The 26,036-nt window shown below is 62.2% G+C and carries 28 protein-coding genes and 2 tRNA genes; 6 read left to right on the top strand and 24 right to left on the bottom strand.

The genetic code is table 11. From position 1 onward, the window contains the following. The first annotated feature begins 125 nt into the window (after positions 1–125). Positions 126–201: transfer RNA gene (locus tag ACO08C_RS06685), tRNA-Ala, on the top strand. 126 nt (positions 202–327) lie between these two features. Here the strand turns inward: ACO08C_RS06685 and ACO08C_RS06680 are convergent. The 7 genes from ACO08C_RS06680 to ACO08C_RS06650 all read right to left on the bottom strand — a co-directional run bounded on the left by ACO08C_RS06680 (position 328) and on the right by ACO08C_RS06650 (position 5,808). Continuing rightward, positions 328–792, bottom strand: a complete 465-nt coding sequence (locus ACO08C_RS06680) for a PTS sugar transporter subunit IIA (protein ID WP_421788504.1) — start codon at positions 790–792, stop codon at positions 328–330. 64 nt (positions 793–856) lie between these two features. Continuing rightward, entirely contained in the window at positions 857–1,453 is a 597-nt protein-coding gene (gene hpf / locus ACO08C_RS06675; RefSeq protein ID WP_421788503.1) for a ribosome hibernation-promoting factor, HPF/YfiA family, read from the bottom strand. A gap of 115 nt (positions 1,454–1,568) precedes the next feature. Then, the gene (rpoN, locus tag ACO08C_RS06670) at positions 1,569–3,029 is read right to left on the bottom strand and encodes an RNA polymerase factor sigma-54 (protein ID WP_421788661.1); all 1,461 of its coding nucleotides are present in this window, start codon (positions 3,027–3,029) and stop codon (positions 1,569–1,571) included. A 63-nt stretch (positions 3,030–3,092) separates the two neighbouring features. Further along, entirely contained in the window at positions 3,093–3,866 is a 774-nt protein-coding gene (gene lptB, locus ACO08C_RS06665) for an LPS export ABC transporter ATP-binding protein (protein ID WP_421788502.1), read from the bottom strand. Further along, positions 3,863–4,462 carry an LptA/OstA family protein gene (locus ACO08C_RS06660; RefSeq protein ID WP_421788501.1) on the bottom strand — a complete coding sequence of 200 codons (600 nt, stop codon included), beginning with the start codon at positions 4,460–4,462 and terminating at the stop codon, positions 3,863–3,865. Before ACO08C_RS06660 ends, lptB begins: the two co-directional genes overlap by 4 nt. Continuing rightward, on the bottom strand, positions 4,459–5,037 hold the full coding sequence (gene lptC / locus ACO08C_RS06655) for an LPS export ABC transporter periplasmic protein LptC (protein WP_421788500.1): 579 nt from the start codon (positions 5,035–5,037) through the stop codon (positions 4,459–4,461). Before lptC ends, ACO08C_RS06660 begins: the two co-directional genes overlap by 4 nt. Positions 5,038–5,193: 156 nt before the next feature. After that, positions 5,194–5,808 carry a ribonuclease D gene (locus ACO08C_RS06650; protein ID WP_421788499.1) on the bottom strand — a complete coding sequence of 205 codons (615 nt, stop codon included), beginning with the start codon at positions 5,806–5,808 and terminating at the stop codon, positions 5,194–5,196. Between the two features lie 127 nt (positions 5,809–5,935). Between ACO08C_RS06650 and ACO08C_RS06645 the strand changes: the two genes are divergently transcribed. Beyond that, positions 5,936–6,334 (top strand): hypothetical protein, encoded by a 399-nt coding sequence (locus ACO08C_RS06645; protein ID WP_421788498.1) that lies wholly within the window; start codon positions 5,936–5,938, stop codon positions 6,332–6,334. A gap of 68 nt (positions 6,335–6,402) precedes the next feature. Further along, entirely contained in the window at positions 6,403–6,798 is a 396-nt protein-coding gene (locus ACO08C_RS06640) for a hypothetical protein (RefSeq protein ID WP_421788497.1), read from the top strand. On the opposite strand, the gene ACO08C_RS06635 is transcribed toward ACO08C_RS06640, so the two are convergent. Together ACO08C_RS06635 and ACO08C_RS06630 are read right to left on the bottom strand one after the other, a co-directional pair. Further along, positions 6,795–8,273 (bottom strand): RimK family protein, encoded by a 1,479-nt coding sequence (locus ACO08C_RS06635; RefSeq protein ID WP_421788496.1) that lies wholly within the window; start codon positions 8,271–8,273, stop codon positions 6,795–6,797. The genes ACO08C_RS06640 and ACO08C_RS06635 overlap by 4 nt on opposite strands. Continuing rightward, complete coding sequence (locus ACO08C_RS06630; protein WP_421788495.1) at positions 8,270–8,740, bottom strand: GNAT family N-acetyltransferase; 471 nt, start codon at positions 8,738–8,740, stop codon at positions 8,270–8,272. Before ACO08C_RS06630 ends, ACO08C_RS06635 begins: the two co-directional genes overlap by 4 nt. Positions 8,741–8,924: 184 nt before the next feature. On the opposite strand from ACO08C_RS06630, the gene ACO08C_RS06625 reads away from it, so the two are divergent. Continuing rightward, positions 8,925–9,410 carry a hypothetical protein gene (locus ACO08C_RS06625; protein ID WP_421788494.1) on the top strand — a complete coding sequence of 162 codons (486 nt, stop codon included), beginning with the start codon at positions 8,925–8,927 and terminating at the stop codon, positions 9,408–9,410. 31 nt (positions 9,411–9,441) lie between these two features. Here ACO08C_RS06625 and ACO08C_RS06620 read toward each other — a convergent pair whose 3' ends face one another. The 4 genes from ACO08C_RS06620 to ACO08C_RS06605 all read right to left on the bottom strand — a co-directional run bounded on the left by ACO08C_RS06620 (position 9,442) and on the right by ACO08C_RS06605 (position 13,786). Beyond that, entirely contained in the window at positions 9,442–9,915 is a 474-nt protein-coding gene (locus tag ACO08C_RS06620; RefSeq protein WP_421788493.1) for a hypothetical protein, read from the bottom strand. 134 nt (positions 9,916–10,049) lie between these two features. Beyond that, positions 10,050–10,514, bottom strand: coding sequence for a YybH family protein (locus ACO08C_RS06615; RefSeq protein ID WP_421788492.1), 465 nt, complete (start codon positions 10,512–10,514; stop codon positions 10,050–10,052). Between the two features lie 178 nt (positions 10,515–10,692). Next, on the bottom strand, positions 10,693–12,870 hold the full coding sequence (gene katG, locus ACO08C_RS06610) for a catalase/peroxidase HPI (protein ID WP_421788491.1): 2,178 nt from the start codon (positions 12,868–12,870) through the stop codon (positions 10,693–10,695). A 499-nt stretch (positions 12,871–13,369) separates the two neighbouring features. Further along, positions 13,370–13,786, bottom strand: coding sequence for a DUF1330 domain-containing protein (locus ACO08C_RS06605; protein ID WP_421788490.1), 417 nt, complete (start codon positions 13,784–13,786; stop codon positions 13,370–13,372). 166 nt (positions 13,787–13,952) lie between these two features. Here ACO08C_RS06605 and ACO08C_RS06600 point away from each other — a divergent pair, with 166 nt between their 5' ends. Continuing rightward, entirely contained in the window at positions 13,953–14,663 is a 711-nt protein-coding gene (locus ACO08C_RS06600; protein WP_421788489.1) for a winged helix-turn-helix transcriptional regulator, read from the top strand. Positions 14,664–14,973: 310 nt separating this feature from the next. Here the strand turns inward: ACO08C_RS06600 and ACO08C_RS06595 are convergent. The 3 genes from ACO08C_RS06595 to ACO08C_RS06585 all read right to left on the bottom strand — a co-directional run bounded on the left by ACO08C_RS06595 (position 14,974) and on the right by ACO08C_RS06585 (position 16,627). Beyond that, a tRNA-Leu gene (locus tag ACO08C_RS06595) sits at positions 14,974–15,060 on the bottom strand. A gap of 53 nt (positions 15,061–15,113) precedes the next feature. Continuing rightward, a complete protein-coding gene (locus ACO08C_RS06590) occupies positions 15,114–15,410 on the bottom strand; it encodes a hypothetical protein (RefSeq protein WP_421788488.1) in 297 nt (98 codons plus the stop codon). Continuing rightward, complete coding sequence (locus ACO08C_RS06585; RefSeq protein WP_421788487.1) at positions 15,407–16,627, bottom strand: hypothetical protein; 1,221 nt, start codon at positions 16,625–16,627, stop codon at positions 15,407–15,409. Before ACO08C_RS06585 ends, ACO08C_RS06590 begins: the two co-directional genes overlap by 4 nt. Positions 16,628–16,811: 184 nt before the next feature. Here ACO08C_RS06585 and ACO08C_RS06580 point away from each other — a divergent pair, with 184 nt between their 5' ends. Next, positions 16,812–17,771, top strand: coding sequence for a complex I NDUFA9 subunit family protein (locus ACO08C_RS06580; protein WP_421788486.1), 960 nt, complete (start codon positions 16,812–16,814; stop codon positions 17,769–17,771). Positions 17,772–17,781: 10 nt separating this feature from the next. Here the strand turns inward: ACO08C_RS06580 and ACO08C_RS06575 are convergent, their stop codons facing one another. The 8 genes from ACO08C_RS06575 to ACO08C_RS06540 all read right to left on the bottom strand — a co-directional run bounded on the left by ACO08C_RS06575 (position 17,782) and on the right by ACO08C_RS06540 (position 25,951). Then, entirely contained in the window at positions 17,782–18,582 is an 801-nt protein-coding gene (locus ACO08C_RS06575; RefSeq protein ID WP_421788485.1) for an undecaprenyl-diphosphate phosphatase, read from the bottom strand. 302 nt (positions 18,583–18,884) lie between these two features. After that, positions 18,885–19,565, bottom strand: a complete 681-nt coding sequence (locus tag ACO08C_RS06570; RefSeq protein ID WP_421788484.1) for a LolA family protein — start codon at positions 19,563–19,565, stop codon at positions 18,885–18,887. 54 nt (positions 19,566–19,619) lie between these two features. Beyond that, the gene (locus ACO08C_RS06565) at positions 19,620–20,480 is read right to left on the bottom strand and encodes an SMP-30/gluconolactonase/LRE family protein (protein WP_421788483.1); all 861 of its coding nucleotides are present in this window, start codon (positions 20,478–20,480) and stop codon (positions 19,620–19,622) included. Between the two features lie 51 nt (positions 20,481–20,531). Then, positions 20,532–22,886 carry a DNA translocase FtsK 4TM domain-containing protein gene (locus ACO08C_RS06560; protein WP_421788482.1) on the bottom strand — a complete coding sequence of 785 codons (2,355 nt, stop codon included), beginning with the start codon at positions 22,884–22,886 and terminating at the stop codon, positions 20,532–20,534. 128 nt (positions 22,887–23,014) lie between these two features. Further along, positions 23,015–23,566 carry a DUF1772 domain-containing protein gene (locus tag ACO08C_RS06555; protein ID WP_421788481.1) on the bottom strand — a complete coding sequence of 184 codons (552 nt, stop codon included), beginning with the start codon at positions 23,564–23,566 and terminating at the stop codon, positions 23,015–23,017. Continuing rightward, on the bottom strand, positions 23,563–23,997 hold the full coding sequence (locus ACO08C_RS06550; RefSeq protein WP_421788480.1) for a DUF4345 domain-containing protein: 435 nt from the start codon (positions 23,995–23,997) through the stop codon (positions 23,563–23,565). The genes ACO08C_RS06555 and ACO08C_RS06550 overlap by 4 nt, the downstream gene beginning before the upstream one ends. Next, the gene (locus ACO08C_RS06545; protein ID WP_421788479.1) at positions 23,994–24,839 is read right to left on the bottom strand and encodes an NAD(P)H-binding protein; all 846 of its coding nucleotides are present in this window, start codon (positions 24,837–24,839) and stop codon (positions 23,994–23,996) included. The genes ACO08C_RS06550 and ACO08C_RS06545 overlap by 4 nt, the downstream gene beginning before the upstream one ends. Positions 24,840–24,943: 104 nt before the next feature. After that, positions 24,944–25,951, bottom strand: a complete 1,008-nt coding sequence (locus ACO08C_RS06540; protein ID WP_421788478.1) for an AraC family transcriptional regulator ligand-binding domain-containing protein — start codon at positions 25,949–25,951, stop codon at positions 24,944–24,946. Positions 25,952–26,036 lie beyond the last annotated feature (85 nt).

Below are 26,036 nucleotides of genomic sequence, written 5' to 3'. Positions count from 1 at the left end.
TTGTCGTTCGCGTAATTCTGCACAATTGAAACGATTCGGCCAATTCCGTGCGCGGGTTTCGCAATCTGGCGAGCAATCTTGACGCCCGATCCGCCCGGACTTATTCATCCGCCTCCCAATCGGTCGGGGCTATAGCTCAGTTGGGAGAGCGCGTCGTTCGCAATGACGAGGTCGGCGGTTCGATTCCGCCTAGCTCCACCAGCCTTCGCTCGCTTTGCGAGCTTCGGCTAGGCAAGCCAAACCTAAGTAAACGAGTGAAGGCTGTCCCGCCGGAGCCTTGGCGAAGGCGGACCAATCATTCAATTTTGGACGTGGAAATTGCTTCGGCTAGGCCGCGTCGGAATCTTCCTGCAGCGTCAGCAGCGCGGCCATTCCGTCGCGCGAATCCGTCATCCGCAGCCGGGTGCGGATATCGTCGCGGCGGAACACGCGGCTTACCCGCGCCAGCGCCTTGAGATGCTCGGTACTGGCCGTCTCCGGCGCCAGCAGCAGGAAGACCAGATCGACCGGGCGGCCGTCCATGGCATCAAAGTCGATCGGTGTCTTCAGCCGTGCGAACAGCCCGAGAACCCCGCTCAACCCGTCCAGGCGGGCATGCGGAATGGCCACGCCGTCTCCGACTCCCGTCGACCCCAGCCGCTCGCGCTCCATCACGGCATCGAGAATGCCGCGCGAATCGATGCCCAGCTTCGCACCGGCAGCTTCACACATCATCTGCAGCGCCTGTTTGCGGTTGGACGCATTGAGCGTTCCAAGGACGGCGTCGGCCGATAACAGATCGGAAAGAGCCATGTTGTGTGTCCGGTTTGGGGGGCTCGGTCGCGCCTCTCGCGCCGGCCCGGATTGATGCAGAGGGTTAGCCGCTCTTGTCCCGATCGGGATCGATCCAGCCGACATGCCCGTCCGGGCGGCGGTAGACAATATTGACCCCGTTGTGAGCGATATTTCGGAACATCAGGAAGGGCGCCCCGGCCGCTTCCAGTTCCAGAACCGCCATACCGGCTGTCATAGCCCGCAACTCCCCTGGCGTTTCCGCGACGATGACCGGCTCGTCGCCCCCGGGCGCGTCCATGTCTTCATCGTCGAAATCGTCGTCCGGACGGCCGCGAAACACCGTGATCGGCGTGGTTTCGGCAGGCAGTTCGGCCTTGTTTTCATTATGGTGATTTTTCAGCTTCCGCTTATAGCGGCGCAAGCGCTTTTCGAGATGTTCGCTGGCCTTGTCGGCGGCCTTGTACGCGTCGCCGTCATCGCCTTGCGCCTGCAGCATCACGCCGGACGGCAGGTGCAGCGAGACGGTGACCCGGAATCCGCCGCCTTCGCGAGAGACCGCGATATAGGCTTCGCTGGGACGGTTGAAATACTTGGATACGGCTTCCTCGACACGACCGACGATCTCCTCGCGGAGCGCTTCGGACACATCGATGCCTTTGGAAACGACTTGTATCTGCATTGCTAAATCCCAGCCTAGCACAGGGTTTGCGGACAAGCGAGCGGGAAAGCCCCCGCAGGAGCGCGCGGAACCTATTCGCGGTTTCCGAAAAGTCAATTGCGCCACTGTGGACCGTTCAGCTGGCGCGTTTCAGCACACGGCGGCGCTGGATCGACGACGGAATATTCATCGCCTCCCGATATTTCGCCACCGTCCTCCGGGCGATATCGATTCCCTCATGGTGCAAGCGCTCGACGAGGGCGTCGTCGGAGAGAACATCATCGACGGTTTCGGTGTCGATCATCGCCTTGATCCGGTAACGGACCGCTTCCGCCGAATGGGCTTCGCCCCCACCGGCTGAAGGGATCGCCGAGGTAAAAAAGTATTTCAACTCGAACAGCCCGCGCGGCGTCGCAACATATTTGTTGGAGGTCACCCGGCTGACGGTCGATTCGTGCATGTCGATCGCATCGGCCACGGTTTTGAGGTTCAGCGGGCGCAAGAACGCCACGCCCTTGGCGAGGAACAGGTCTTGCTGCCGGACAATTTCCGATGCGACCTTCAGGATGGTGCGGGCCCGCTGGTCCAGTGATTTCACCAGCCAGCTCGCATTCTGGGCGCATTCGGTGATGAAGGTCCTGTCCTTCTCGCTGCGCGCCACGGCGCTGATTTCGGCAGCGTAGGATTGGTTGACCAGCACGCGCGGCAGCGTGTCGGTGTTGAGCTCAATGCGCCAGCTTCCGTCGGGGTTCTCGCGGACAAAGACGTCGGGCTCGATCGCGCGGGTATTGTCCGCGCCATAAGCCAGGCCCGGCTTCGGCGTTAGCGCGCGCAATTCCGCAATCATCTCGTCGAGATCGTCGGCATCGACCTCGCAGATCGACTGCAACGCCGGATAATCGTGCTTCGCGAGCCGGTCGAGATGATCGAGAAGCTTGGTCATCGCCGGGTCCAGCCGGTTCCGGTCTTTCAGTTGCAGGGCCAGGCATTCGGCCAGGTCGCGCGCCATGATCCCGGCCGGCTCGAAGCTGTGCAACACGTTCAGCGCCGCTTCCACATCGCCATGCGGCACGCCCAGGCGTGCGGCAACCTCGGCCAGATCGGCCCGCATGTAGCCGTCATCATCAGCCAGATCGATAAGGTGCGCGGCGATCATCCGCCGCACCGGATTGGACCCCGACAGCGACAATTGGTCATGCAGGTGTTCGGCGAGAGATTTCTCGCGCGACGTGTTGGCCGCCGCATCATAGTCGCCGCCCTCGAACGAACCGCCGCGATTGGCGCCCGTCCAGCTGTTGCTGTCACCTGCTCCGGCCAGGTCGGCCTTGGAATCGGAAACGTTCAGCGCTTCATTGTCGGCATCGACGGCGTCGCGGGCTTCCGAATGCGACGAACCGTCAAGCTCCAGCTCCTTGCGCTGGCCGTCCTCTTTCAGCTCGACGGTCTCCGGCTCGTTCTCGCGGTCATCGCGCTCGAGCAGCGGATTGCGTTCCAGCTCTTCCTCGACAAAGGCGGACAGCTCGATATTCGAGAGCTGCAGCAGCTTGATAGCCTGCTGCAATTGCGGCGTCATAACCAGGGACTGGCCCTGCCGCATTTCCAGTTTCTGATGAAGTCCCGCCAAGGGGTGCCTCCACGCTGATGAGTCGCGTGGAGTTAATCAGCCAAAACTTTCACCGAGATAAACACGGCGGACGTCGGGGTCCGCGCGTATCTCGGCCGGCGCGCCCTCAAACAGAACTTCGCCCTCGTGGATGATCGTCGCCCGGTCGGTGATCTCCAGGGTTTCGCGGACATTATGGTCGGTGATCAGGATCCCGATGCCGCGATCCCGCAAGAAGCGGATCAGGTCGCGGATATCGGTAATCGCCAGCGGATCGATTCCGGCGAACGGTTCGTCGAGCAGCATGAAAGAGGGCCGCGTGGCAAGCGCCCGCGCGATCTCCACGCGCCGCCTTTCACCGCCGGAAAGCGAAAGGGCCGCCGCATTGGCGAGATGCGAGATTCGCAACTCCTCCAGCAATTGGGCAACTGTCTCCTTGCGCGCCGCCTTGTCCGGCTCGACGATCTCGGCGACCGCCATGATGTTGTCTTTCACCGACATGCCCCGGAAGATCGACGCTTCCTGCGGCAGGTAACCGACGCCCAACCGCGCGCGCTGATACATGGGCAGGCGGGTGATATCCTCGCCATCCAGGAGAATCCGGCCATAGTCCGCCTCGACGAGGCCGGTGATCATGTAGAAGCATGTGGTTTTGCCGGCGCCGTTCGGTCCGAGCAATCCGGCGACCTCACCGCGTTTCAGGCGCAGCGAGACCCCTTTGACGACTGGCCGTTTGCGATAGGACTTGCCGATATTTTCGACAACCAGACCGTTTGCCGGGGCGGCCGAAGCAAGCGGGTGCCCGGAATGGAAATCTTCGGCGTAACTCACCCTTCTGCGTCCTCGTCGCTGGCGGCGGGTTCGTCGGAGTCTTCCTCACCCTCATCATTGCCCGACGGGAAGGCGATGAATCGCACCCGGCCATTATCGCTCGTGGTGACATCTTCACCGGCGGCTTCCATGCAGTCCGGTGAATTGATCTGTGAATTCCGCGTTGCCAAATCGACGATGATGCAGGAGCCGGTGATCACATCACGGCCGCGCGTCAGGGTCACCCCGCCGGTCATGGTGATGGTTTCCGTTGTCAACTCGTAGACGGCGTGCTCACCGCGGGCGACTTCATCCGGCGTGACGTAAAAGACATTCCCGCTCGCGACGACGCGGTTCACATTCCGCCAGCCGGACCCGACGCCACCGGTCTGTCCTGTTCGCGCCGAAAAAAACACTTCCAGCCGGTCAGATCGCAGATTGGCGTCGCCCTGGGCGGCATCGACATTGCCGATAAACACCGCGCGCCGCTCGGAATCGAAGACCTGGCCTTGCTCGGCAGTGATGTCCAAAGGCCCGCCTTGAGTGCCGATCTGGCCGAGGGCCGCAGCCGGCATGCCAAGCATCAGTGCGGCGAAAACCAGGAAGCGCGTGATCATGGCTGATCTCCATCATTGGCGGCATCGTTATAAATAGTGGCCCGGACATTCCCTCTGAACACGACCCGGTTGCCGCCGTCCAGTACTTCATACGAATCGGCACGGATTGTGCCGAGCGGCCCTTCGCCCTCCACGGGGCTGTTTCCGACCACCCGCTCATCGGTCAGGTAAATCCGCGCATGGTCGGCTTCGAACGCGTAACCGGATTGGGTCCGGAACTGGACATCCGAATTCAGATCCAGCGTGCGGGCATCGGCATCGAATACGCCGGTTCGGGCCAGCACGCCGTCGGCTTGTTCGTAGGCGGCGATCAGATCGTAATCGAGCCGCGGTGATTCCAGCTCGGTCAGCCGCGCTTCGGTTCCGCGCCGCCGGATCGCCGCGTCGGCTGTCACCACATAAGGCATTCCGGCTTCGTCGCGCCCGGTGAACCGCGGATTGATCATCCGCGCATCTTCGCCGACCGTTACCGCCTCCTGCGCCTCGCCGCCCAGCGACCGAATCAGGATTTGCGCCGCCATCAGGAAGATGATGACCGAAGCCAGACCAACCAGCGCCATGCGGAGCAGGCGCACGAAGCGCGTCCGCTTCCGCGCCGCGGCCAGCGTGGTCGCGCGCCGCGGCTCCCACACCGAATGTGGCGCAGGTTGGAAAGAAGATTTATGGGCGGTCGTGGCGGTCATCGCATTTCGGTCGTGAACGTCTTAGGCGGCGAGTTTAAGGCAGCGCGTTCAGGAATGGGCGAAAATATCAGTTTCGTCCCAGCCCAGCAGATCGAGATCGGCGCGGGTCGTCAGAAAGTCAAAGCAGGCGCGCGCCATGGCCGTGCGGCCCTCGCGGGTCAGCCGGTCCGAGAGCTGGTCGCGCAGCTTGTGCAGATAAAGCACGTCCGATGCAGCATATTCGAGCTGCGCCTCGCTTAGATTATCTGCGCCCCAGTCCGAACTCTGCTGTTGTTTTGACAATTCGATGCCGAGCAGTTCGCGAGTCACGTCTTTCAGCCCGTGCCGGTCGGTATAGGTGCGGGTCAGTTTTGACGCGATTTTCGTGCAGAATACCGGTGCCAGCGTGATCCCCAGATGCTTTTTGATCATCGCCACGTCGAACCGGGCGAAGTGCAGGATTTTCTCAACGCCTGCATCGGCGAGAAGCGCTTTCAGGTTCGGGCAATCATACGTCTGGCGATCCAGCTGAACGATGTGCGCATCGCCATCGCCTGCGGATAATTGCACAAGGCACAGCCTGTCGCGCACCAGTGACAAGCCCAGCGTCTCGGTATCGACCGCGACCGAGGGGCCAAAAGTCACCCCGCGGGGCAAATCGTGCGTATGAAGGTGAACATTCATCGGGCCGCCCTTGCATCTTGTGCCTAAGCGCGGTCTAGCCTGACCCGTCAGCGCCAACAAGTTCTCTGTCCGGACCGGCCATCGAATTGCGATGCTGGCGCAGTCAAAACATGGTAAGGTTGCCGCCATGGGCTCGATCGCCCTCGACCAAGGCGCTTCCGGGCGCGTCGAGTACGAGCGTGAGACCGGCGGCATCGTCAAGGTGAGATTCGTCGGAGATATCGATATCGACCTGCTTCACCAATCGAGCGACAAGATCGCGGAAGAGGTGAAGGCCGGTAGGCGCCGCATCATGGTTTGCGTAGCGGAGGCCAATCCGCTGTTCACGCCGATTGAAGTTGTCGATGAATTTCACAGGGTTTTCGCTGGACCGGTGCGCGGCACCAAGTTTGCCTATGTGTCGCCTGAAAACCTCTTCGGAAAGCACTTCATGCTCATTGAGGCTGCGGCTTTTAATGCCGGTATCAATGTCGCCTTCAAAACCTCCGAAGATGCGGCCCGCGACTGGTTGAAGAGCGACAGCTGACGGCTCCGCAAAAGCCCGGCTCGACCCCGCGGCACGAAAGCCGGAAAAACCATGCTATAAGTAGGGACATGGCCGAGATTGCGCGAGACCCGCAAAGCGATGGTTGCGTCGTGCTTGAGCTCCAGGCGGGAGACGTCCTCCTTGCACGCTTTACCGGCAGCGTCTCGTTAGCTTTCGCCGAACAGACGTCTAACCGCATCATCGGACATATCGAAGCGGGGTGCCGGCGCATTCTGTATGATGTCGGCGACTCCGTGCCCACATTCTCCCCGGTCGACGTGCTCGACGAGGTCCGGCGCCTGGGCCGGGCTGGCGGCAAGACCGCACGCTTTGCCTATTGCGCGCCGGAAAACATGTTCACCAAGCATTTCATGCTGATTGAGGCGGCCGCCTTCAATGAAGGTATCGACGTGAAGTTCTTTTCCGACATTGACGCGGCAATGCGCTGGCTGCGGGAACGCTAGCTGGGCAACTGACCAGCGGCGATCCGCGCCTCGAGACGCGCGGCGAACCAGTTGATGATGGCCCGCCACAGCTCGTCCTTTAGAACGGCGCCTTCGACGCCTGACTCAAGATTCGGATTGTCATTGATCTCGATCACGTATGCGCCGGTCTCGTTCTCCTTGATATCGACACCGTATAGGCCGGTTCCGACCAGGCGGGCCGCGGCTTCTGCCAGTTCGATGACTGCCGCCGGGGCCTGATCGACCGCCAGGGTTTCCGAGCCGCCCTCGATCACCTTGCCTGACGCGTCCCGCTTGATGATCTGCCAGTGCCCGCGCGCCATCTTGTACTTGCAGGCGAACAGCGCCTTGCCGCCCAGCACGCCGACGCGCCAGTCATACAGCGTCGGCATGTATTCCTGCGCGATGATGAGCGCCGTATCCTCGAACAGGCGTTTCGCCGTGGCCTTGAACTCGTCCAGCGTTGCCGCCTTGTGGACCGAGCGGCTGAACGATCCATCGGGCGCCTTCAGGACCACCGGGCTGCCCAGGCGATCGAGGACGCCGTCAAGCCGCGTTTTCGGGTCCAGGATTTCCGTACGCGGTGCCGGCAATCCGGCCGTCTCGAGCAGTTCGGCAAGATAGACCTTGTTGGTGCACCGGATCATCGACGCCGGATCGTCGATCACCGGCATGCCTTCCTGTTCGGCGCGGCGCGCAAAGCGGTAGGTGAAATTGTCGATCGATGTCGTGGCCCGGATGAACAGCGCATCATACTCCGCCAGGCTGGCGAGATCGCCGGGATAGATCGGCTCGACGATGACGCCTTCTCGTGCCGCGACGCTGGCCAGTCGTTTCAGCGAAGCCGGATCCGACGGCGGCTGGCCCTCATTCGGATCGATGAGCACGGCCAGCGTCCAGCGCGGCATCTTGCGTTCCTTGGGCGCCGTCCATCGCCGCTGGGTATAGTCCGCCATCGCCTGCATCGCGAAATCGCGGCGCTCGGCTTTCAGCGCATGGACCGGCAGGAGCCGGATTTTGTCGATCTCGCCGGCCTTCTTGGTATCGAGCACGACCTCCAGAAGTGGCGCCCGGAACCAGTCGAACAGCAGTTTCGAAAACTTCGAAAAACCCGGCCGCTCGCACTGACCGAAAGCGACCACGAGATTCGGCTCGGCGCCGGCGCCGGCAGTCAGATCGCGTTGCAACGCCGCGTTCAGTTCTGGAAGCGCATGCGCATAGAGCGACTTGCGCGACAGCTCGACCATGGTCTGGACGCTGGGCGCGATCCGGTGACCCCGGGCTTCGGCCAGCAGCGAGGCGTAATAAGCCTCCGACTGATACGCATAGCTGCGCGCGATATTGAAGATTGACGGCCGCCGCCCGGCGAACAATTGCGGCCGCGTGAGATAATCGCGGATCCGCATAAGCTTGTGTGGCGTGTCGGCCTGCCCGACATCATTCGGGCGTTCGACGAGGACGAGCCAGTCGCTCATTTCAAGTCCGGATCTCCTTCGAGCGCGCGCTCATAGATCTGCGCCGCTTCGCCATCCGCGTAATAGTCTTTCTTGGTGTCACGCAAGCGAAATCCGCTGCGTTCATAAAGCGCGACGGCGCGCACATTCGAAGCCCGCACTTCCAAGCGCATCCAAAGGCAGCCGCGCTGACGCGCTTCTTCGGCGGCTGCCGATATCAGCGCGCGCCCCACGCCCCGCCCGGCGAAAGCCGGATCGACGGCCAGCGAATAGAGCCGGGCGACCCGGCTGCCTTCGCGGAACAGCACAATGACACTGCCCGCCGCAGCCCCGGCGCTTTCGCACAAACCGAGCCATGCGCTTGTCGAGGCCAGCAAGCGCCGCAGATTGCGTCGCGGAAACCGGTCGGCAGGCGCGAAGGCGCGGGCTTCGAGCCCGGTGAGCGCGTCAAGATCGGCGGAAGAGGCGGGGCGGAGAGCGAAAGCCATAGCGAAGATCAAGAACGGATCATCTGCGCGCTTCGGCTTGCGGGCAAGACGACGTGCGCATCTGGTTCACGGGCTCAGGAAATCCGGCATTCAATCATCAAGCGAAATAGAAAAATGTAAATACTATTCACGCTGTGAATCAAATAAACATTGAGCAATTATAGAGGCGTGGTATGATTAGTATATGAAGTATTCGACTATCGTCATTTCTGTTTTGATCGCCGCCACGTCTTGTGCCCAGGTGCGTCCCCCGGAAACGCCCGACCTGTCCGCGCTGTCGGGCGAGTGGCGCGATCCGGCAGAGGCCGGGGCCGCGCTAGATGGTCTCTCGGTCGACGGTCATGTGCGCGCACGCGGTCCGGCGGGCCTTTTCAGCGCGCCCGGCACACTGTCCTTCCGCGACGGCTTGCTGGTCTGGACGGCGCGCGGCACGCGGGATGCCGGCGCCTACCGCGTCCGGCCTGTGCCCGGAGGGCTTGCGTTCCGCGCCGAGCATGCCCTGGCGAATGGCGAACGCGCGGTCTGGGCAGGGCGCCATGACGGCACACGCCTGCACAACGTATCAGCTGTCTGGTACCGCGTTGAGGGTGACTGGATCCACGACCTGTTCCTGCCGGACGCCGTGACGCTTGACTTCACGCCCGCCACCACGGCGGCATCCGATCAATAGGCGCCAGCACGATCCGGCCGCTGGCAACGGGTTACGCGACCCGCTGCCAGCTTTCCACAGCATAACCGTTCCGGGCGAGACAGGCCGAGAGTTGCGACTGGATAGCCCGTTCCCGGCGCGCGCGGACCCGGTGCGAATAATAGCCGGCAGCAAGAAGGCCGGCCATCGGCATGGCAATAACCGCGGTATCGGCGACCGCCACTGTTGTAGCCAATCCCGCATCGAGCGTTGACACGACAAGCACGACGCCGGTCGCATAACCAGCCGCGGTTCCGACCCCGGCACTGGCGATCCGGCTTTCATGCAAGGCCGCCGTGCCCTCGGGAAGCTCGGCGAGGCAGGTCTCCAGGGCCGCAATGAATTCCGGTGACGTGGGCTGCAAGCCGTCCGGCGCAAGGACCGGGCTGTACGGCCGCGGCGCCGTCGAGCATGCAGCGAGGATGAGTCCGGCCAGCCAGACCCGGGCGACGGGCGAAACACGGCGATGCGCCGATTGCGATGTCATGAGTCCGCTCACATCAATGGACGGCCGATTTGTGCGCCGCCTTCCGAAAACGCACAAGACGAAATCGGATTCACACAGGCTGCCCCAGATTTGCGGCCGCCATCCACCCTCGCGGCGGCGCCGGACGATCGCCGCTATCCCCGGCAGTGCCGGAATGCGAACGCGGTGCCGTCCGCTCCGGCATTATCAATCCGGATCATGCTGGTTTCCCGCACCTGCCAGCCTGACTCCCCGCGCAAGAGGACGATACTCATACGGAAGGCATGAGTTTCGGCCCGGCCGTCCGCATAGCGGTTGGTCTGTTCGTAATAAAGCCGGCCGAACCCGGTATCGCCGGCGATCGTCAGCGTCACAGGATCGACAAAGGTGCAGGTAATGACATGCCCGGCTTCAACAAAGGCCGACCAATATGCGGCGGCTGATGCCCGGTCGCTCACCGGGCTACCGGTTGCCGGATTCCAGTGCGTGAAATCGGGGTGGTATCGCTCGACATAGGCCTCGATGCCGTCATCGCGCAGTGTCGGGCCCATTTGCTCCCAGAATTCGGCAAGTGCGACTTCCTCGGCCGAAAAATCCGCACCATCGGACGGTTGAGCCATCAACAGGCTGACCGCAATAAGAGAATAGATCGTGGCAGTGCTCCTTCCCGGACCTGACATCAGGTCCGGTGAAGCCCCACGCGGTCAGCCTAGTCCATTACGAACGGGCGGGAAAGACGCGGCACCTCACGCTTCTGGTGGCGGGCGCCGCGTCCTGTTCTCACCCAAGGGATTCCGCTTAAGCCACGAGATCGAAGCGGTCATTCTCCATGACCTTGGTCCAGGCAGCGACGAAGTCGCGCACGAATTTCTCCTCATTGCCATGCGATGCATAGACTTCACAGTAGGCCCTCAGGATGGAGTTCGAACCGAAGACCAGGTCGGCACGGGTCGCGGTGTATTTGACCTTGCCGGATTTCCGGTCGCGGATCTCGTGAACGCCGTCTTTCTCCGGCGCCCAGAGATAGGCCATGTCGGTGATGGTCTGGAAGAAATCGCTCGTCAGCTGGCCTTCGCGCGCGGTGAAGACGCCGTGCTTCACCCCGCCATGATTGGCACCGAGCACCCGCAGACCGCCCACCAGCACGGTCATTTCCGGTCCGGTCAGGCCGAGCAACTGCGCCCGGTCGAGCAGTAATTCCTCCGGGCTGACGCTGAAGGCTTCGCGCTGGTAATTGCGGAAGCCGTCGGCATAGGGCTCCATCGAGGAGAAGCTGTCGCCATCGGTCATGTCATCGGCGGCGTCGCCGCGCCCGGGGGAGAATGGAACGGCCACATCATGCCCGGCGGCCCGGATCGCTTTCTCGATCCCGACATTGCCGGCCAGCACGATGACGTCGGCGACCGAGGCCCCGCTGTCCTTGGCGATCGGCTCGAGCACGCTCAGCACTTTCGACAGCCGTTTCGGCTCGTTGGCCGGCCAGTCCTTCTGCGGGGCCAGCCGGATCCGCGCGCCATTCGCGCCGCCGCGCTTGTCCGAGCTGCGATAGGTGCGGGCGCTGTCCCAGGCCGTTGCGACCAACTCGGCGACCGAGAGACCGCTCTTCGCGATCTTCGCCTTCACCGCATCCACATCATAATCCGTATTTCCTGCGGGCACCGGATCCTGCCAGATCAGGTCCTCCTTGGGCACGAACGGACCGTAATAATTGGCTTTCGGCCCCATGTCGCGGTGGGTCAGCTTGAACCAGGCGCGCGCGAACGTGTCCGACAGATAGTCGTGATCCTTGTGGAAGCGCTCGCAGATTTCGCGATAGATCGGATCGACCTTCATCGCCATGTCGGCATCGGTCATCATCGGCTTGTGCTTGATCGACGGATCGGTCGCGTCCGGAACCATGTCCTCTTCGGCGATGTCGACCGGCTCCCACTGCCAGGCGCCGGCGCGTGACTTGGTGACTTCCCATTCATGCTTGAACAGCATGTCGAGATAGCCATTGTCCCATTTCGTCGGACTGGACGTCCAGGCGCCCTCGAGGCCCGACGTGTGCGCCGTGTTCGCATTACCGTCGAACTTGTCATTCTCCCAGCCAAAGCCGCCATGCTGATAGCCGGAGGCGGTGGGAACGTCGCCGATATGTGCACCCGGAATGGAACCGTGCGCCTTGCCAACCGTGTGTCCGCCGACGGTCAGCGCCGCGGTTTCCTCATCGTCCATCGCCATGCGCGAGAAGGTCATGCGCACAAATAGAGCCGTTTTGGCTGGATCCGGCGTGCCGTTCACGCCCTCCGGATTCACATAGATCAGGCCCATGTGCGAGGCCGCGAGCGGATCATACATGGAATTGGCATCGTCCAGATCCGCCACGCGCTCATCCGTGGGCGCGAGGATCTCGCTATCATTGCCCCAATTGATATCGATTTCCGGACCCCAGATGTCCTCCCGGCCAAAGGCAAAACCGAAGGTCTTCAAGCCCATATTCTGGTAGGCGACGGTGCCGGCCAGCACCAGAAGATCGGCCCAGCTCAACGCGTTCCCGTATTTCTTTTTGACTGGCCACAGCAGGCGGCGGGCCTTGTCGAGGCTGGCATTGTCCGGCCAGGAATTCAGCGGTTCGAAGCGGATATTGCCGCTGCCCGCCCCGCCGCGCCCGTCACCGAGCCGGTAGGACCCGGCGGCGTGCCAGGACAGGCGGATGAAAAGGCCGCCATAATGACCCCAATCGGCCGGCCACCACGGCTGGCTGTCGGTGAGCAGTGCCTCGACATCTTTCCAGACGCCTTCGAAATCAAGTTGCTTGACGGCTTCGCGATGATTGTAGCCGCGGTCCATCGGGTTCGACCGGGCGTCGTGCTGGTGAAGAATGTCCAGATAGAGGGAGTTCGGCCACCATTTGGCGGGGTGGTTGCCCGTGCCCGTATTGCCGCCATGCATCACCGGGCAGCCGCGCGGTTTGTCGCCTGTATGTCCGTCCATAACTTTCTCCCATTAAAATCTTGGCCGCCTTTCGGGCCTTGATCGTCAGGGTGCGCCTGCGACGGATTTTTTCCCAATTGATTCTTTCTACCGCAGCCATAGAGGCAGAGGTGGGGTGGGACTTTATAGTAAAGTTGTTCGCCTTCCTCCGGCCGCGTTGGCGCGGACCGGAGGATCTCGATATCGGGCTCAATTGGCCTGAGATCCGCCGGTTAAACCGGAGGAAGCCGGGTGCTTGGGTGAAGACGATGGCATCCGAGCCCGTGAGGGCTCGGCAAGGGCGTCCGCCCGCCCGCAGCGCAAGCAGTTCTCACCGACGCCCGGGCCGTGCGAAGCGGAAACGACCCAGGAGTTATATTCCAAACCTATTTTCGACCCGGTGGGTCGAAAATCATGCGAAGCAAGAAGGAAAGGGGTGCCGCTTCACCACTGACAACAATCCGGATTGACCGGCACGAATGTGTAGTGAACCGATACCCGCAAACCTGCCTTTTCCGGCTCAGTCAGCTGGTGGCTGGAATTGCGGCGCAAACATCAGCGCTGTCGCAGACGGGTCGGTCACGCTCTGCCGCACCGGGACTACGCCTTGATACGCATCGGATTGATACCATTGGTTGGCGGCTGCCTCGGACGGAAACCGTACCACAACGGTCCAGTTCGTGCGGGATTCCTGTTCGAGACTCACCGCGTCTCGAGACGCCACCAGGATTTCCCCGCCAGCCTCAAGAATGGTCGGAATGGCAATGGATGCATAGTCTGACATATAGGTATCAAAGTCAGACACCGAGACTGTGGCGATCAGATAGTGTGGCTGTTCGCCCTCAGCTTCAGCCTCGCCATCCATGAGCGCGTCTGTTTTTGCGCCCAACAAGGCAATGGGCAGGACCGCCGCGAAAAATTTCAACTTGTTGATCATGTCTTGCGCCTTCCGGTTGGTTGTCATTTCATCGGAAGCCAAAATTCCGAACAATGGCGGCTGACGACTAGTTCCGAGAATGAATCATGCAGTTCATTTTTTGTACTGGCGTTTTGAGCGGGCAATCTGATCATGGTCCTTCGGATGATCGGCAAGGACGGCGAACATGGTCACTTCAGGTTACAAGCAGTTCTGCCCGGTATCGATGGCATCGGAAATTTTGTGCGCGCGTTGGACCATGGTCTTGCTTCGCGAACTGGTCGCAGGTTCAACCCGCTTTAACGAGTTGCGGCGCGGCCTGCCAAAAATGTCGCCAGCACTCCTGTCGAAGCGACTGAAGTCTCTGGAATCGGCAGGCATTCTGACTCGTCGAGCCGTGCCTCGGGAAAAAGGGGTTTTCGAGTACCAACTCACGGAATCCGGTCGCGAACTCCGCCCGATTGTCGAAGCCGTCGGTTTCTGGGGTCAGAAGTGGATCGAGTTCGACCTGGCGCTTCAAAATCTGGATGTGTCCTTGCTCATGTGGGACATGCGGCGGAACATTCGCTTCGATCCGGTGCCGGCCTCCCGGAAGGTGGTTGAGTTCACCTATGTCGATCTGGCGCCGCCCGAGAACCGATGGTGGCTGATCATCGATCCTGTCGACGGTGTCGATCTGTGCTCTGTTGAGCCGGGATATGAGATCGATCTGTTCATATCCTCTGACGTTGAAACCATGACGACGGTGTGGATGGGACGGACCACAATCCGCCAGGCAAGGCTGTCAGGCGCATTACTCATGGAAGGTGAGAGAGGTCTGGCAAGCACCGCCCAGGATTGGCTCGGCCTCAGCCCCTTCGCGCAGGACGGCAAGCAGCGCGCAGCAGAAACGGCCTAGGCGTCATATACCAGACCCGTCTACGAAATCCCCGCGTCGAAAATCTTGCGAAGCAAACATGCGAGAGTCCGCCTCCGCCAAGGCTACGGCGAGACATCCTTCACTCGAATCTTGGGGAATGGCTTGCCTATCCGAAGCTCGCGGAGCGAGATCGCCCGAACCCAACGGGTTCGGCAAGGGCGACCGCCCGCCCGCAGCGTGAGCGAGGAATGAGGACCCGGAGGGGTCCGAATAACAAGGAAGAGATGTATTCACCGACCAAATTTGATCCCCCGGATCAAATTTCCCGCCGAAGGCGGGCGTCGGTAAATGGTGCCCAGGAGAAGACTCGAACTTCCACTTCCATACGGAAACCAGCACCTGAAGCTGGCGCGTCTACCAATTCCGCCACCTGGGCAGGTAACAGGGCGCGGGACATACGAAGACCGCGCGCCCGTGTCAATTCGCGCTTCAGCGTTTCTTGCCGGAAACGGTGTCGACAATGTTGCGCGCATCCTCTGCGCCGCGCCGGACATGCACCAGATCGCCGGGCTCGGCCCAGGCCGGGCGCAGGGAATCCGACGCCAGGATCACGGCGGAATAATCGCCCATCTGGGCGAGCGCAGCGCGATTGAACAGGCGTTGCGAGGCCACATCGCCGTCGAACAGCGCCGGCGGCGCCTCGTCGTTTGGCACATCATGCGGCTGCCGGACCGGCACGCTGGGCCGTTGCACCTCGTCGCGCTTGCGATGACGATAACGTCTCATTCCAGGCCTCCCTTGCCGCCTCCGGGGCCGGTCAAAGCCTCGATCGGCGCTTTCCGCTTCACCCATTTGAACCCTTCGCGCTTGGTGATGACGGCCGTGTCCACCGGCCCGCCCACGCCTTCCGGCCCAAGCGACATGCGCATTTTAACAGATGTCAGATGCACGAGCGACTCGGCCAGCCACGCCATCTCGTCGGGCGGCATGCCCTGCAGCGTCGAGGCAAAAGGTCCGAGATGCATGTCCTGGATATAATCGCGCAGATAATCGAGGAAGACGCGGATGAAATCGTCCGACATGGCGGAGTTCTCCGCCGCCAGCCGTAAGCGCTCCTGGTCGCTTTTGGCAAACTGGTTGATCAGCCGGTCGCCATTGGCACGGATCAGGTCGCGGAACACGGTCAGCGAATAATCGAGGAAGGACGGGTCGACCCCGTGCACCATCGAGATCATCACATTGCGCACCGCAAAGGGTAAAACATCCGCCGGATGATCCACCGTGATCTGGCTGTCGGAGCGCGGCGATACGGCGAGCCGGCCGGCGATCACGCCATCGGTTTCCAGATTGATCAGCGCGGGAAAGGTCTCGCTGTCGCCGAAGCCGGCAATGACGATGCCCGAGCGCGCGACGGTTTCGATATCGGCCACCGCCAGACGGTGCAAAAGCCGCGGCAATTGCTGGCGGATATCCGGCGTCATGCGATCGCCGATCCGCGAATGCAGCAGCGAATCGTAGCGCTCCAGCAGATCCGGGAAGCTGCGCAGGAATTCGTTTTCGGTCAGGTCGCCGAGCGCCGGATGCACCGTCCGCGCTTCGACATCGCTGATCAGCGGTTCCAGCGAGCGGTTGACCAGGGCGCTCGCTTCGATGGCCCTTAAAAAGGACGCGGTCTTGGTGAACACCGCAAGCTCGCTGTCGCGCAGGGAGAAGTCCTCGAACTGGCCGGCAAAGCCGAAAAACGCCTCGCCCCAGCCTTCGATGGTGGCATGGGCCTCGCCGCCATGCCGCTCGCGGAATTCCTTGATGATGACTTCCCAGGGCACCCGCATGAACTCGGCATTGCCGTAGATCATGACGCCGACGGGATGGCTGCGCGACAGTTCGAACAGCTTGTCGACACTGTCATAGGTCTTGATGCTCATGCCCGAGCCGAACGTAGCCTTGGAGTCCGCAGCCAGCGCCACGGCCTGCTTGTTCAGCAAGGCGACCTCTGCCGTCATCCCCTCTTCCACTCCCGATACGCCATTTGCGGTCTTGGTTAATTGAAAGCCTAGCTGCCGCAGGCTGACAAGAGGAGTCGGTTCGCGTCGAAAGCGAATGAGCTACGCAGCGCCGCATGGACAGGCGGTTTGATTTCTGATCTATGCGGGCTCAAATTCACCCTTGCGCGGGAGACGAGGACACATGCTTCGCGACGAGATGATTACGGTGTTTGGCGGGTCCGGATTTGTCGGCCGCTATGTGGTGCGCGCGCTGGTGAAAAAAGGATACCGGGTCCGCGTCGCCACGCGCCGTCCGCACATCGCGCTCGACCTGAAAGTCACGGGCGTTGTAGGCCAGGTCGAGCTGATGCAGGCCAATGTCCGCGATGCCGCATCGGTCCGCCGGGCGGTTGAGGGTGCTCATGGCGTGGTCAACCTCGTCGGCATTCTCGCGGAAAGCGGCAGCCAGCAGTTTGCCAGCCTGCAGGCCAAAGGCGCCCAGAATATCGCGGAAGCGGCAGCCGAAGCCGGTGCAGAGCGCTTCGTGCAGATCTCGGCGATCGGTGCCGATCCGGACTCGCTCTCGCGCTATGCCCAGACCAAGGCCCAGGGCGAAGAGGCGGTGTCGACGGCCTTCGCGGGCGCTGTGATCCTGAGGCCCTCCATTGTGTTCGGGGCTGAGGACGAGTTTTTCAACCGGTTTGCCGGAATGGCCCGTTTCGCCCCGGCCCTGCCACTGCCGGGCGGTGGAAAGATGAAGATGCAGCCGGTTTTCGTTGGCGATGTCGCCGACTGCGTGGCCAATGCCATCGACGATCGTTCCGCTGCCGGTATCTACGAGCTCGGCGGCCCGCGCGTTTATACCTATCGCGAGCTGATGGAATTCATCCTCGAAACCATCGACCGGCCGCGCTTCCTCGTGCCGGTGCCGATGTTTGCCATGTCGGCGCTCGGTTTCGCCGGCGAGCTGGCGGGCGCCTTTCCCTTCGTCGAGCCGTTCTTGACCCGCGATCAGGTGATCTTGCTGGGTGAGGACAATGTGGTCTCGCCCGACATGCGGGGCATCGCCGACCTCGGCGTCACACCCGAGACGGTCGAATCGATCGTGCCGAGCTATCTCGAGCGCTACCGCCGCTACGGCCAGTTTCACGAATCGGCTTGAAAATAGCCGTCTAGACCAGAAGCCAGAAAATCAGGCCCGCCAGAGCGAAGCGGTAGATGACGAAGGGCAGGAAGCCCACGCGTTCGACAAAGCGCATCATCACCGCAATCGCCGCCCAGGCGGAGACAAAGGACAGGGCGGCGACGATCAGACCGTCGGTGAGGCTGGCGCCCGCCTCGGTTCCACGTGCCAGATCGAACCCGGCCACCAGCCCGAAAGCCGCGATCACCGGGATTGCCATCAACATGGAAAAGCGCGCCGTTTCCTGACGGGTCAAACCGAGGGCGCGTCCCGCCGTCATCGTGACCCCGGACCGGCTGGCACCGGGGATCAGCGCAAACACCTGGGCCAGCCCGATCAGGAAGGCAGCGCCATAGCCCAGTGTTTCAGAGGTTTCGGTCCTGCGGCCAAACCGGTCTGCGGCCCATAGCGGGATGGCAAACACCAGGGTTGCAATCGCGATTACCAGCGGCGATCGGAAGAGATCGGCATTTCCCGTCAGATAGAGCGCTCCGGCGGCAATGATCACCGGCGGCGTGGCAATCCCGACCAGTAGGGCCAGGCGGCCGCCCGATGTCATTTTCCCGGACAGCCAGGCCAGCTTGCCCTTGGCGACATCGAGAATATCGCGCCAGAAATAGACCAGGACCGCTACCAGGCTGCCAACATGCGCCATGACATCGATCAACGGGCTTTGATCTTCGAGACCGGCCGCGATCGGCGCAAGGATCAGGTGCGCCGAGGACGAGACGGGCAGGAATTCGGTCAGGCCTTGAACGAGAGCGAGCAGGACGAGCTGAAACAGGGGCATCGCGGTCTCCGGGCGGTTCTTGATGATCGATCTCGCCGCAATCGCATCACCAGACCGTTAAACGCAAAAACGCCCGGCCGCGAGGGGGTGCGGCCGGGCGCATGCTGTGCGCCGTCAAAACTCTTGCGCATACGCCGGGAGGGGACTCCGGCGTGATTGGGACAGCAGATCCGTCAGCGGGGGGACGACGCCGATCCGGCGCCCCAATCAGCCGTTACATTAAAGACACGCTGATGAAAAAAACGCAAATGAAAAATGAGAAACAATTTTGATGTGTGAAAATTGCAACAAACTGTTTCAGCCTATTGGCGCCGGCTCCGGCGGTCATCCTCAGGTTCGTCGAGCACGAAAAGACGCGGATCCAGGCGGATATCGGCCTCGACATCGGACAGGATCACGCGCGTGATATAGCCCAGCGAATCACGGACGAACCATTCTTCCAGCGCGAAAGTCTCCGGGTGAAAGACAAAGCGTGCGCTGCCATCCATCTCGTCATTGCGGTCCTCGACATCGACATACAGCCGGTTGTCTTCGACCATCACATTGGTGACCCGTGCATCATCGGCCAGATCAATGTCGGATTTCAGGATCAGCCAAAGCGGCGTTGAGCGCAGGGGCACCCGGTCCACCGTGTTCAGCGCCGAATCTTCCATCGCGACGGTTGTGCCGTCCGCGACCACCAGCAGGGGCGATGGCGCGTCATATTCGAAACGCAACCGGCCCGGGCGGCGGATCGAAAGCGTCCCGCCGGAGGCAGACCCGTCCGGCGCCACCTGATCGAACCGCGCGCGATAGGTTTCAATCCCGTTCAGCCAGGCATTCACACCGGCCAATGCTGCTTCGGAATCAAACGAGGCGACGGCTTCAGGCATGTCGGCGGAGAGGATCCCAGCCGGCGCGGCTTCACCGCCCGCATCGCCGTCACCGGCGGGCGCGGCGTCTTGTGCGAATAGCGCAATGGATATGAGAAGGCTCTTGATCATGGCCGCGACAATGCCCTGCAAAATGCGGCGGCGTCATGGCCAAAGCGCAGCGTGTCAGTGGCTATAGCGGATCTGCCAGGCCGAGACCTCGCCCGGTGACCAGTGCGGAATGATGACGACGTCATCCAACACATAGAAGTCGTTGATGTAAATATCCGCCTCGCGGGTGTCGGCGAGCACCGTGAAAGAGCCATCGGGCGCGAGATGATACACACGCCCCGGCCACTCGCTGGAGAGATAACCGCCCTGGCCGTCGGGCGCGAGCGCATCGCCATTGCCCAGCCCCTCGCCAATCACCTCGACGGTTTGACCATCCAGCGAGATCGACACGAAGCGGCCGTCCATCGTGACGGCCAGCATCCGGTCCGCTTCCAGCCATAAGCCGTTGATCGCGGACAGGGCGGTATCTTCGGCCCAGACATGGACCATGCCATTCTCGAGCACATAGATCCGGCTGGTGGCGGAATCGGACGCGTAGATACGACCGTCCGGACCGGCCACGGCGTCATTGAGAAACCCCGCTCCGGGAGCGGGCCAGCTTTCGACGATCTCGCCGGTTCCGCGATCGATGCAGACGATCCTTGCAATATCGGTGACGTAGAGCCGGTCGCCGACAAGTGCCAAGCCCTTCGGCGCGTCCAGACCGGTGGCCCATTGCAGGGTCTCGACTTCGCCGGCGCGTGTCATCCGCGAGATGAATCCGCTACCGTCAGCCGCATCGCCTTCGCCATTGACGTTCGAAACGAAGAGCAGCCCGGTGACGGGATCCGGCAGGACGCTCTCCGGCGCCGCAAATCCGCCGGTCCGCCAGATTTCGGTCAACTCCACGGTTTCAAGCGGCGCGACCTCCGCCTGCGAGCAGGCCAGGCAGAGCGTGGCGGAAACCGGGGCGATCAGGGAAGCGCGCGGATACATGCCACAAGTATGGCAGCGTCACGCCTCGAAATATCCTGAATTCTTCGTGAGCTAGGCGGCGTTGTGTTCGGGCAGGAAGATCTCGCGCTTTCCCGCGTGATCCGCCGGCCCGATCATGCCCTCGTCTTCCATGCGCTCGATCAGCGTCGCGGCACGGTTATAGCCGATCTGCAGACGCCGCTGGATATAGCTGGTCGAGGCCTTGCGGTCGCGCGCCACCACGGCCACAGCCTGGTCGAACAGGTCGTCGCCCGATCCGCCCGAAGCCGCTTCGAAGGGCGAGGGCGCATCGTCGCTTTCTTCGGTGACTTCCTCGAGATACTCCGGCGTGCCCTGCTTCTTCAGATAGGAGGCGACATCCTCGACCTCTTGGTCTGAGACGAAAGGCCCGTGCAGGCGCCTTATCCGGCCGCCGCCCGCCATGTAGAGAAGGTCGCCCATGCCAAGAAGCTGCTCGGCACCCTGCTCGCCGAGAATGGTGCGCGAATCGATCTTCGAGGTGACCTGATAGGAAATCCGCGTCGGGAAATTCGCCTTGATCGTGCCGGTAATGACATCGACCGACGGCCGCTGTGTGGCCGTGATCATGTGGATACCGGCAGCCCGCGCCATTTGCGCCAGGCGCTGGACGGCGCCCTCAATCTCCTTGCCGGCGACCATCATCAGGTCGGCCATCTCGTCGATCACCAGGACGATATAGGGCATCTTCACGGCCTCGATCGTCTCCGTCTCGTACAAGGGTTCGCCGGTCTCGCGGTCATAGCCGACCTGCACCGTGCGCTCGAGCGGTTCGTCATTGGCCAGCGATTCCGCGACCCGCTCATTGAAGCCGGCAATATTGCGCACGCCGATCTTCGACATGCGCAGATAGCGGCTTTCCATCTCGCGCACCGTCCATTTCAGCGCCGCGACGGCTTTCTTCGGATCGGTGACCACCGGCGACAGCAAATGCGGAATGCCGTCATAGACCGACAATTCCAGCATTTTCGGATCGATCATGATCAGCCGGCAATCTTCCGGCGGCAGCCGGTAAAGCAGCGACAGGATCATCGCATTGATCCCCACCGATTTGCCCGAGCCCGTCGTACCGGCGATCAGCAAATGCGGCATGCGCGCGAGATCGGCCACGAACGGTTCGCCGCCAATGGTCTCGCCGAGCGCCAGCGGCAGTTCGGCTTTCGCCGTCTCGAAGGAGTTCGAATTGAACAGCGCGCGCAGGAACACCGTCTCGCGCCGCGGGTTGGGCAATTCGATCCCGATCGCATTCTTGCCCGGCACGACCGCCACGCGGGCCGCCGTCGCGCTCATCGAGCGCGCAATATCGTCGGCCAAATTGATGACCCGCGAGGATTTCACACCCGCCGCCGGCTCGAACTCGTACAGCGTGACGACCGGGCCGGGCCGCACCTGGCCGATCTCGCCGCGCACGCCGAAATCCTCCAGCACGCCCTGCAACAGCTCGGCATTCTGCTGCAGCGATTGCGCATCCACCGTGTCGGTCCGCGCCCGCGGATGGGACAACAGGTCCAGCCGCGGCAGTTTGAATCCGCCGGATTCGGCAAAGGGCAGGGCGCCCTGCGCTTCCCGCGCCTCGCGGCCGGACGTTTTGCGCTTGCGCGTCGGCGCGACCTTGACCGCCGGCGTCTCCGCTTTCCGGCGCTTCGGCCGCGGCCTGGAGGCGGCCGCAGCTCGTTCGCCCGCTGCACCGCCGTCCGGCGCTCCTTCCCGCCAGGGAATGCGTCCGGCGAGAGAATCGATCCACACCCGCATCGTCGCCCAGGCAAGGCTGGCCGTGTCGGCCGCCGCGACCACGTCCGACGGTCTAAGGCCGAAGGTGAAGAAGGCACCAAGCGTTGCTACCAGCAGGCCGAATGCGGCGGCAATGATCATCGCGCCCGGAACGCCCAGATCCTGGAGCGGCGCGGTCAATGTGAACAACAGGCCGTCGCCGACGATACCGCCCAGACCGGTGGCGAAAGGCCAGCGCTCGGGAATGGGCAGGGAGGCCAGTGCGAGCGCAAAGCCGAGCACGGCAAATCCGGCGGCCGTCAGGCGCAAGAATTTGAACGCGAAGAATCGCGGCTGGATGGGCCGCGTCAGCTTCATAACGCCCCATCCGGCAAGAACCAGGACAAGGACGCCCGCCGCCCAGCCCAATGATTGCAGCAGAAGATCGGCGAGGTTGGCCCCGAACGGGCCCAGCCGGTGCGTCACGGGTCCCGCCGCAGCCACATTCCAGCTCGGATCCAGCGGATGGTGATCGTAGAGCGCCAGCGCGATGAGCCCGCTCGTAGCCAGCAACAGACCGCCGGGCAACAGCACACCGGCGCGCGCCATCACCGCGCGGCCTGCGCGGCGCACCCGGCCCGGTACGTCTTCGGACGAAACAGCATCATAGCCTGCCATTGCGCCATTCAATCGGGAAAGCGTGAGTCGAGGGTAAACGGGCGTTAGGATTCTGCGGCAATGAAAACACAGCCAGTCTTGCCGAAGGGAAGACATGTGGATGTGCGCAGGAGGCCACATCCACCGCCTCAAACCTGCCCGCGCGTGATGAGAGCAATGCCCCCGACGAGATAAACCAGAGCGGTGAGAAGACTGCCAAAGGACCGCACGTGATTGAGCCGGGTCCAGCGGCGGCCATAAAGCTTCCAATAGGCTGCCGCCTCGGCACTTGCAGGGTCGAGTGAATCCAGACGGTTATTCATCGGTACATTGCCCATGATCGTCATCAAAAACACCGTCGGAATAAAGACTACCGGGGCCAGATAAAACGCCATGCGGGCGGTGCCCTCGAGGGCGTTGGCACCCAGTATCGCCACGGCAACCGACAGAACCGGGATCAGCAATATTCCGGCGACGAACTGGGTTCGGATGACCGTCTTGTTGATTTCCTGCATCGCCTGGATGCCCGCGGACGGCTTGGCCCTGCGCAAGCCGGCCATGATAAATTCAGAAAAAGCCGAGAAAACACCGCCGATAACGGCGCTCCAAAGAGCCAGGAAAAAACTGGCGAAGACAAGCCATTCATAAGTCATGGTTCTAACTCCTGTGTTGGGAATTATCGTTTGACGCGCCTGGCTCAAACGATGGCGCCGCGCAGATCGTCGTCCGCATCGAGACGCGGTTTCCGGGACAGGCCGGAGCGCCACAGACCGGTCAGGACGGCCGCCACCGACAGCTCGATCACGGTCGCGGCGACAAGCGCGCCGGACGGGAGGCCGTGAAGCATCATGCTGATCACGCGTCCCGCGCCATAGCTGCCATAGACGATCGCCCCGGCCACAAGGGCCCGATCGGCGAGCCGGATACGGATCGCGCCGGATACCATCAGGACACCCGCCACCAACAGAAGGCCGGCCGGCGCTGCCAGTTCGGACATCAAGCCCGGATCGCTTTCGATGACGACATGGCTGGTCGCCAGGAAATCCTGAGGTGCCAACATCAGCGCACCGCCTACCACGCCCAGAAGGGCGCCCGCCGCGGCAAGCGCGGTTCTCGTGACAATCCGTTTCATTGCGCACGCTCCCACGCCCCGTTGGCCGCGGCGTCGCGGGCATAATCCGCGAAATCCTTCGGCGTCCGGCCCAGCGCACGCTGTACGCCATTCGTCAGATGCGCGTTGCGTCCGTCGAGAACGGTCGAGAACAGATAGTCGAGCATCCAGACAACATCCTTGGGCGCGCCGGATTTCGCGACCTCGGTAACAAAGCTGTCATGCGCGACATTCACATAAGCGACCTTGTGGCCGGTCGCCCTCGACAGGTCCGCGGCGACATCGGCAATCGTCATCACGCGGGGGCCCGTGACTTCATAGATTTCGCCATTGTGGTGATCTTCGATGAAGGCGGCGACAGCGACATCGGCGATGTCATCCACATCCACGAACGGCTCGACCTGATCGCCCGCGGGCAGGGTGATGGCACCGTTCAGCACCATGTCGACGAAGGCGCCTTCCGAGAAGTTCTGGTAAAACCAGCTGGCGCGGACAATGGTCCATTCCAGACCGGAAGTCTGAACGATGCGCTCGCAAGCCTGCGCTTCTTCCTCACCGCGCCCGGACAAGAGAACCAGCCGCTTCACGCCGCGCTGGCTGGCGAGATCGACAAAGGCCTGGACCGCATCCCTGGCGCCGGGCATCGCCAGATCCGGCGCATAGGTGATGTAGGCTGACGTGACACCCTCCAGGCTGGCCTCCCAGCTGTCTTCATTGTCCCAGTCGAAGGACGGATAGGCCGATCGTGAGCCCCGGCGGACGGCGCGGCCCTTGGCTTCCAGGCGTTCGGCCACACGGCGGCCGGTCTTTCCTGTGGCACCCAGAACCAGGGTAAGCTCTTCGGTATTCTCGAGATGTTTCATTGACTTGCTCCGTTATCGGGTTTGCAAGTCATGGCTATGCGCATCCGCCCACGCACTCTTTGCGGCCTGTGCCAATTAATTGACTGATCGCGTCAAAAGGGTGGCTAAAGACGTCCGGCCTGAAGCCGGTAGGAGCGCGGCGTCTGGCCGGCCCACCGCTTGAACGCGCGGGTAAAAGCGCTCTGTTCGGAAAACCCGGTCAGAAAGGCCACTTCCGCAAGACTGTAGGCCGTCTCGTGCAGCAATCGCCGTGCGAGATCCTTGCGGGCCGCGTCCACGACGGACTGGAATGAATGACCCTGATCTGACAATCGCCTTTGCAGGGTTCGGGCACCGATACCCAATTTCGATGCGATATGGGAAAGCGTCGGCACACCCTCGCTGAGCACGTCTGCCACGGCGCGTCGAACGTCATGTTCCAGCCCCGCTTCGCGCTCGATCATCGCAAGCTCCCTTTCGAGATGCCGGTCAAAGAAGCTCGCAATGGTTTCATCTCCGACCTTGTTGGGCGCATCAATATCGTCTTCGCGCAGCTGAAGGGCATCGCGTCCGGTTTCGAACAGAACCGGACAGCCAAAATGGTTCTCGTAAATCGCGATATCGCCGCGCGGGGCATGCTTGAAATATATGGCGAGCGGCCTGAATTCGGCTGTCGTGACTTCGCGGCATATAACGTCCACGGCGGAAAGGCTGGCCTCGTTGGAAAGCAACATTCCCGGCCGCCTGTCGCCCGCCTTGTCCAGACAGAAGAAGAATCCTTCGGCGGTCTCGTCGAGCGAGTAGACTTCCGCGCTGCCGAGGACCTGGCCGTAGCGTTCTGACCGCAACATCGATCCGCGCAGATCTGGAGCCGACTTCCAGGCCAGGCCAAAGGCGCCGTACTCGTCAGTTCGCATGGACGCGCCGATACGCAGTGGCAGCAGCAGCCCGTTCGGGTCGCGCTCCGCCAGTGCTGCGAAGAAATCATAATAGTCCGAAGACGAAATCAGCAGAGCCGGATCGACCGCCCCGTCCGGATCAAGGCCAAGCCCATTCAGGAGGTCACGGGTCTTAACACCCGGACTCGCCTGGCTGATCACCTTGTAGACATAGAGCGACGTAATCTGCGCCATCCGGTCAGCTATATACGGTCACTTGTGGAATGTAAGCAGGCGGCCGGCCTGCGGCAGCCCGCCCCCTTTCCCGCGTCGCGCATCC

Origin of the sequence: Hyphobacterium sp. (assembly GCF_965229905.1) — a bacterium.
Taxonomy (GTDB): Bacteria; Pseudomonadota; Alphaproteobacteria; order Caulobacterales; family Maricaulaceae; genus Hyphobacterium.
The sequence above is the reverse complement of the archived record's forward strand: the minus strand, read 5'-3'. Positions and strand labels throughout refer to the sequence as shown.

Coding starts and splice junctions, on each gene's coding strand:
- ACO08C_RS06550 (WP_421788480.1), bottom strand. CDS start 23,997: ATGAAACGGATTGTCACGAGAACCGCGCTTGCCGCGGCGGGCGCCCTT.
- ACO08C_RS06620 (WP_421788493.1), bottom strand. CDS start 9,915: ATGACATCGCAATCGGCGCATCGCCGTGTTTCGCCCGTCGCCCGGGTC.
- ACO08C_RS06615 (WP_421788492.1), bottom strand. CDS start 10,514: ATGGCTCAACCGTCCGATGGTGCGGATTTTTCGGCCGAGGAAGTCGCA.
- ACO08C_RS06545 (WP_421788479.1), bottom strand. CDS start 24,839: ATGAAACATCTCGAGAATACCGAAGAGCTTACCCTGGTTCTGGGTGCC.
- ACO08C_RS06680 (WP_421788504.1), bottom strand. CDS start 792: ATGGCTCTTTCCGATCTGTTATCGGCCGACGCCGTCCTTGGAACGCTC.
- ACO08C_RS06600 (WP_421788489.1), top strand. CDS start 13,953: ATGGTCACTTCAGGTTACAAGCAGTTCTGCCCGGTATCGATGGCATCG.
- ACO08C_RS06590 (WP_421788488.1), bottom strand. CDS start 15,410: ATGAGACGTTATCGTCATCGCAAGCGCGACGAGGTGCAACGGCCCAGC.
- rpoN (WP_421788661.1), bottom strand. CDS start 3,029: ATGCGGCAGGGCCAGTCCCTGGTTATGACGCCGCAATTGCAGCAGGCT.
- ACO08C_RS06540 (WP_421788478.1), bottom strand. CDS start 25,951: ATGGCGCAGATTACGTCGCTCTATGTCTACAAGGTGATCAGCCAGGCG.
- ACO08C_RS06645 (WP_421788498.1), top strand. CDS start 5,936: ATGGGCTCGATCGCCCTCGACCAAGGCGCTTCCGGGCGCGTCGAGTAC.
- ACO08C_RS06580 (WP_421788486.1), top strand. CDS start 16,812: ATGCTTCGCGACGAGATGATTACGGTGTTTGGCGGGTCCGGATTTGTC.
- ACO08C_RS06560 (WP_421788482.1), bottom strand. CDS start 22,886: ATGGCAGGCTATGATGCTGTTTCGTCCGAAGACGTACCGGGCCGGGTG.
- ACO08C_RS06660 (WP_421788501.1), bottom strand. CDS start 4,462: ATGATCACGCGCTTCCTGGTTTTCGCCGCACTGATGCTTGGCATGCCG.
- ACO08C_RS06605 (WP_421788490.1), bottom strand. CDS start 13,786: ATGATCAACAAGTTGAAATTTTTCGCGGCGGTCCTGCCCATTGCCTTG.
- ACO08C_RS06640 (WP_421788497.1), top strand. CDS start 6,403: ATGGCCGAGATTGCGCGAGACCCGCAAAGCGATGGTTGCGTCGTGCTT.
- ACO08C_RS06630 (WP_421788495.1), bottom strand. CDS start 8,740: ATGGCTTTCGCTCTCCGCCCCGCCTCTTCCGCCGATCTTGACGCGCTC.
- hpf (WP_421788503.1), bottom strand. CDS start 1,453: ATGCAGATACAAGTCGTTTCCAAAGGCATCGATGTGTCCGAAGCGCTC.
- ACO08C_RS06625 (WP_421788494.1), top strand. CDS start 8,925: ATGAAGTATTCGACTATCGTCATTTCTGTTTTGATCGCCGCCACGTCT.
- ACO08C_RS06635 (WP_421788496.1), bottom strand. CDS start 8,273: ATGAGCGACTGGCTCGTCCTCGTCGAACGCCCGAATGATGTCGGGCAG.
- ACO08C_RS06570 (WP_421788484.1), bottom strand. CDS start 19,565: ATGATCAAGAGCCTTCTCATATCCATTGCGCTATTCGCACAAGACGCC.
- ACO08C_RS06565 (WP_421788483.1), bottom strand. CDS start 20,480: ATGTATCCGCGCGCTTCCCTGATCGCCCCGGTTTCCGCCACGCTCTGC.
- ACO08C_RS06575 (WP_421788485.1), bottom strand. CDS start 18,582: ATGCCCCTGTTTCAGCTCGTCCTGCTCGCTCTCGTTCAAGGCCTGACC.
- ACO08C_RS06585 (WP_421788487.1), bottom strand. CDS start 16,627: ATGACGGCAGAGGTCGCCTTGCTGAACAAGCAGGCCGTGGCGCTGGCT.
- ACO08C_RS06650 (WP_421788499.1), bottom strand. CDS start 5,808: ATGAATGTTCACCTTCATACGCACGATTTGCCCCGCGGGGTGACTTTT.
- katG (WP_421788491.1), bottom strand. CDS start 12,870: ATGGACGGACATACAGGCGACAAACCGCGCGGCTGCCCGGTGATGCAT.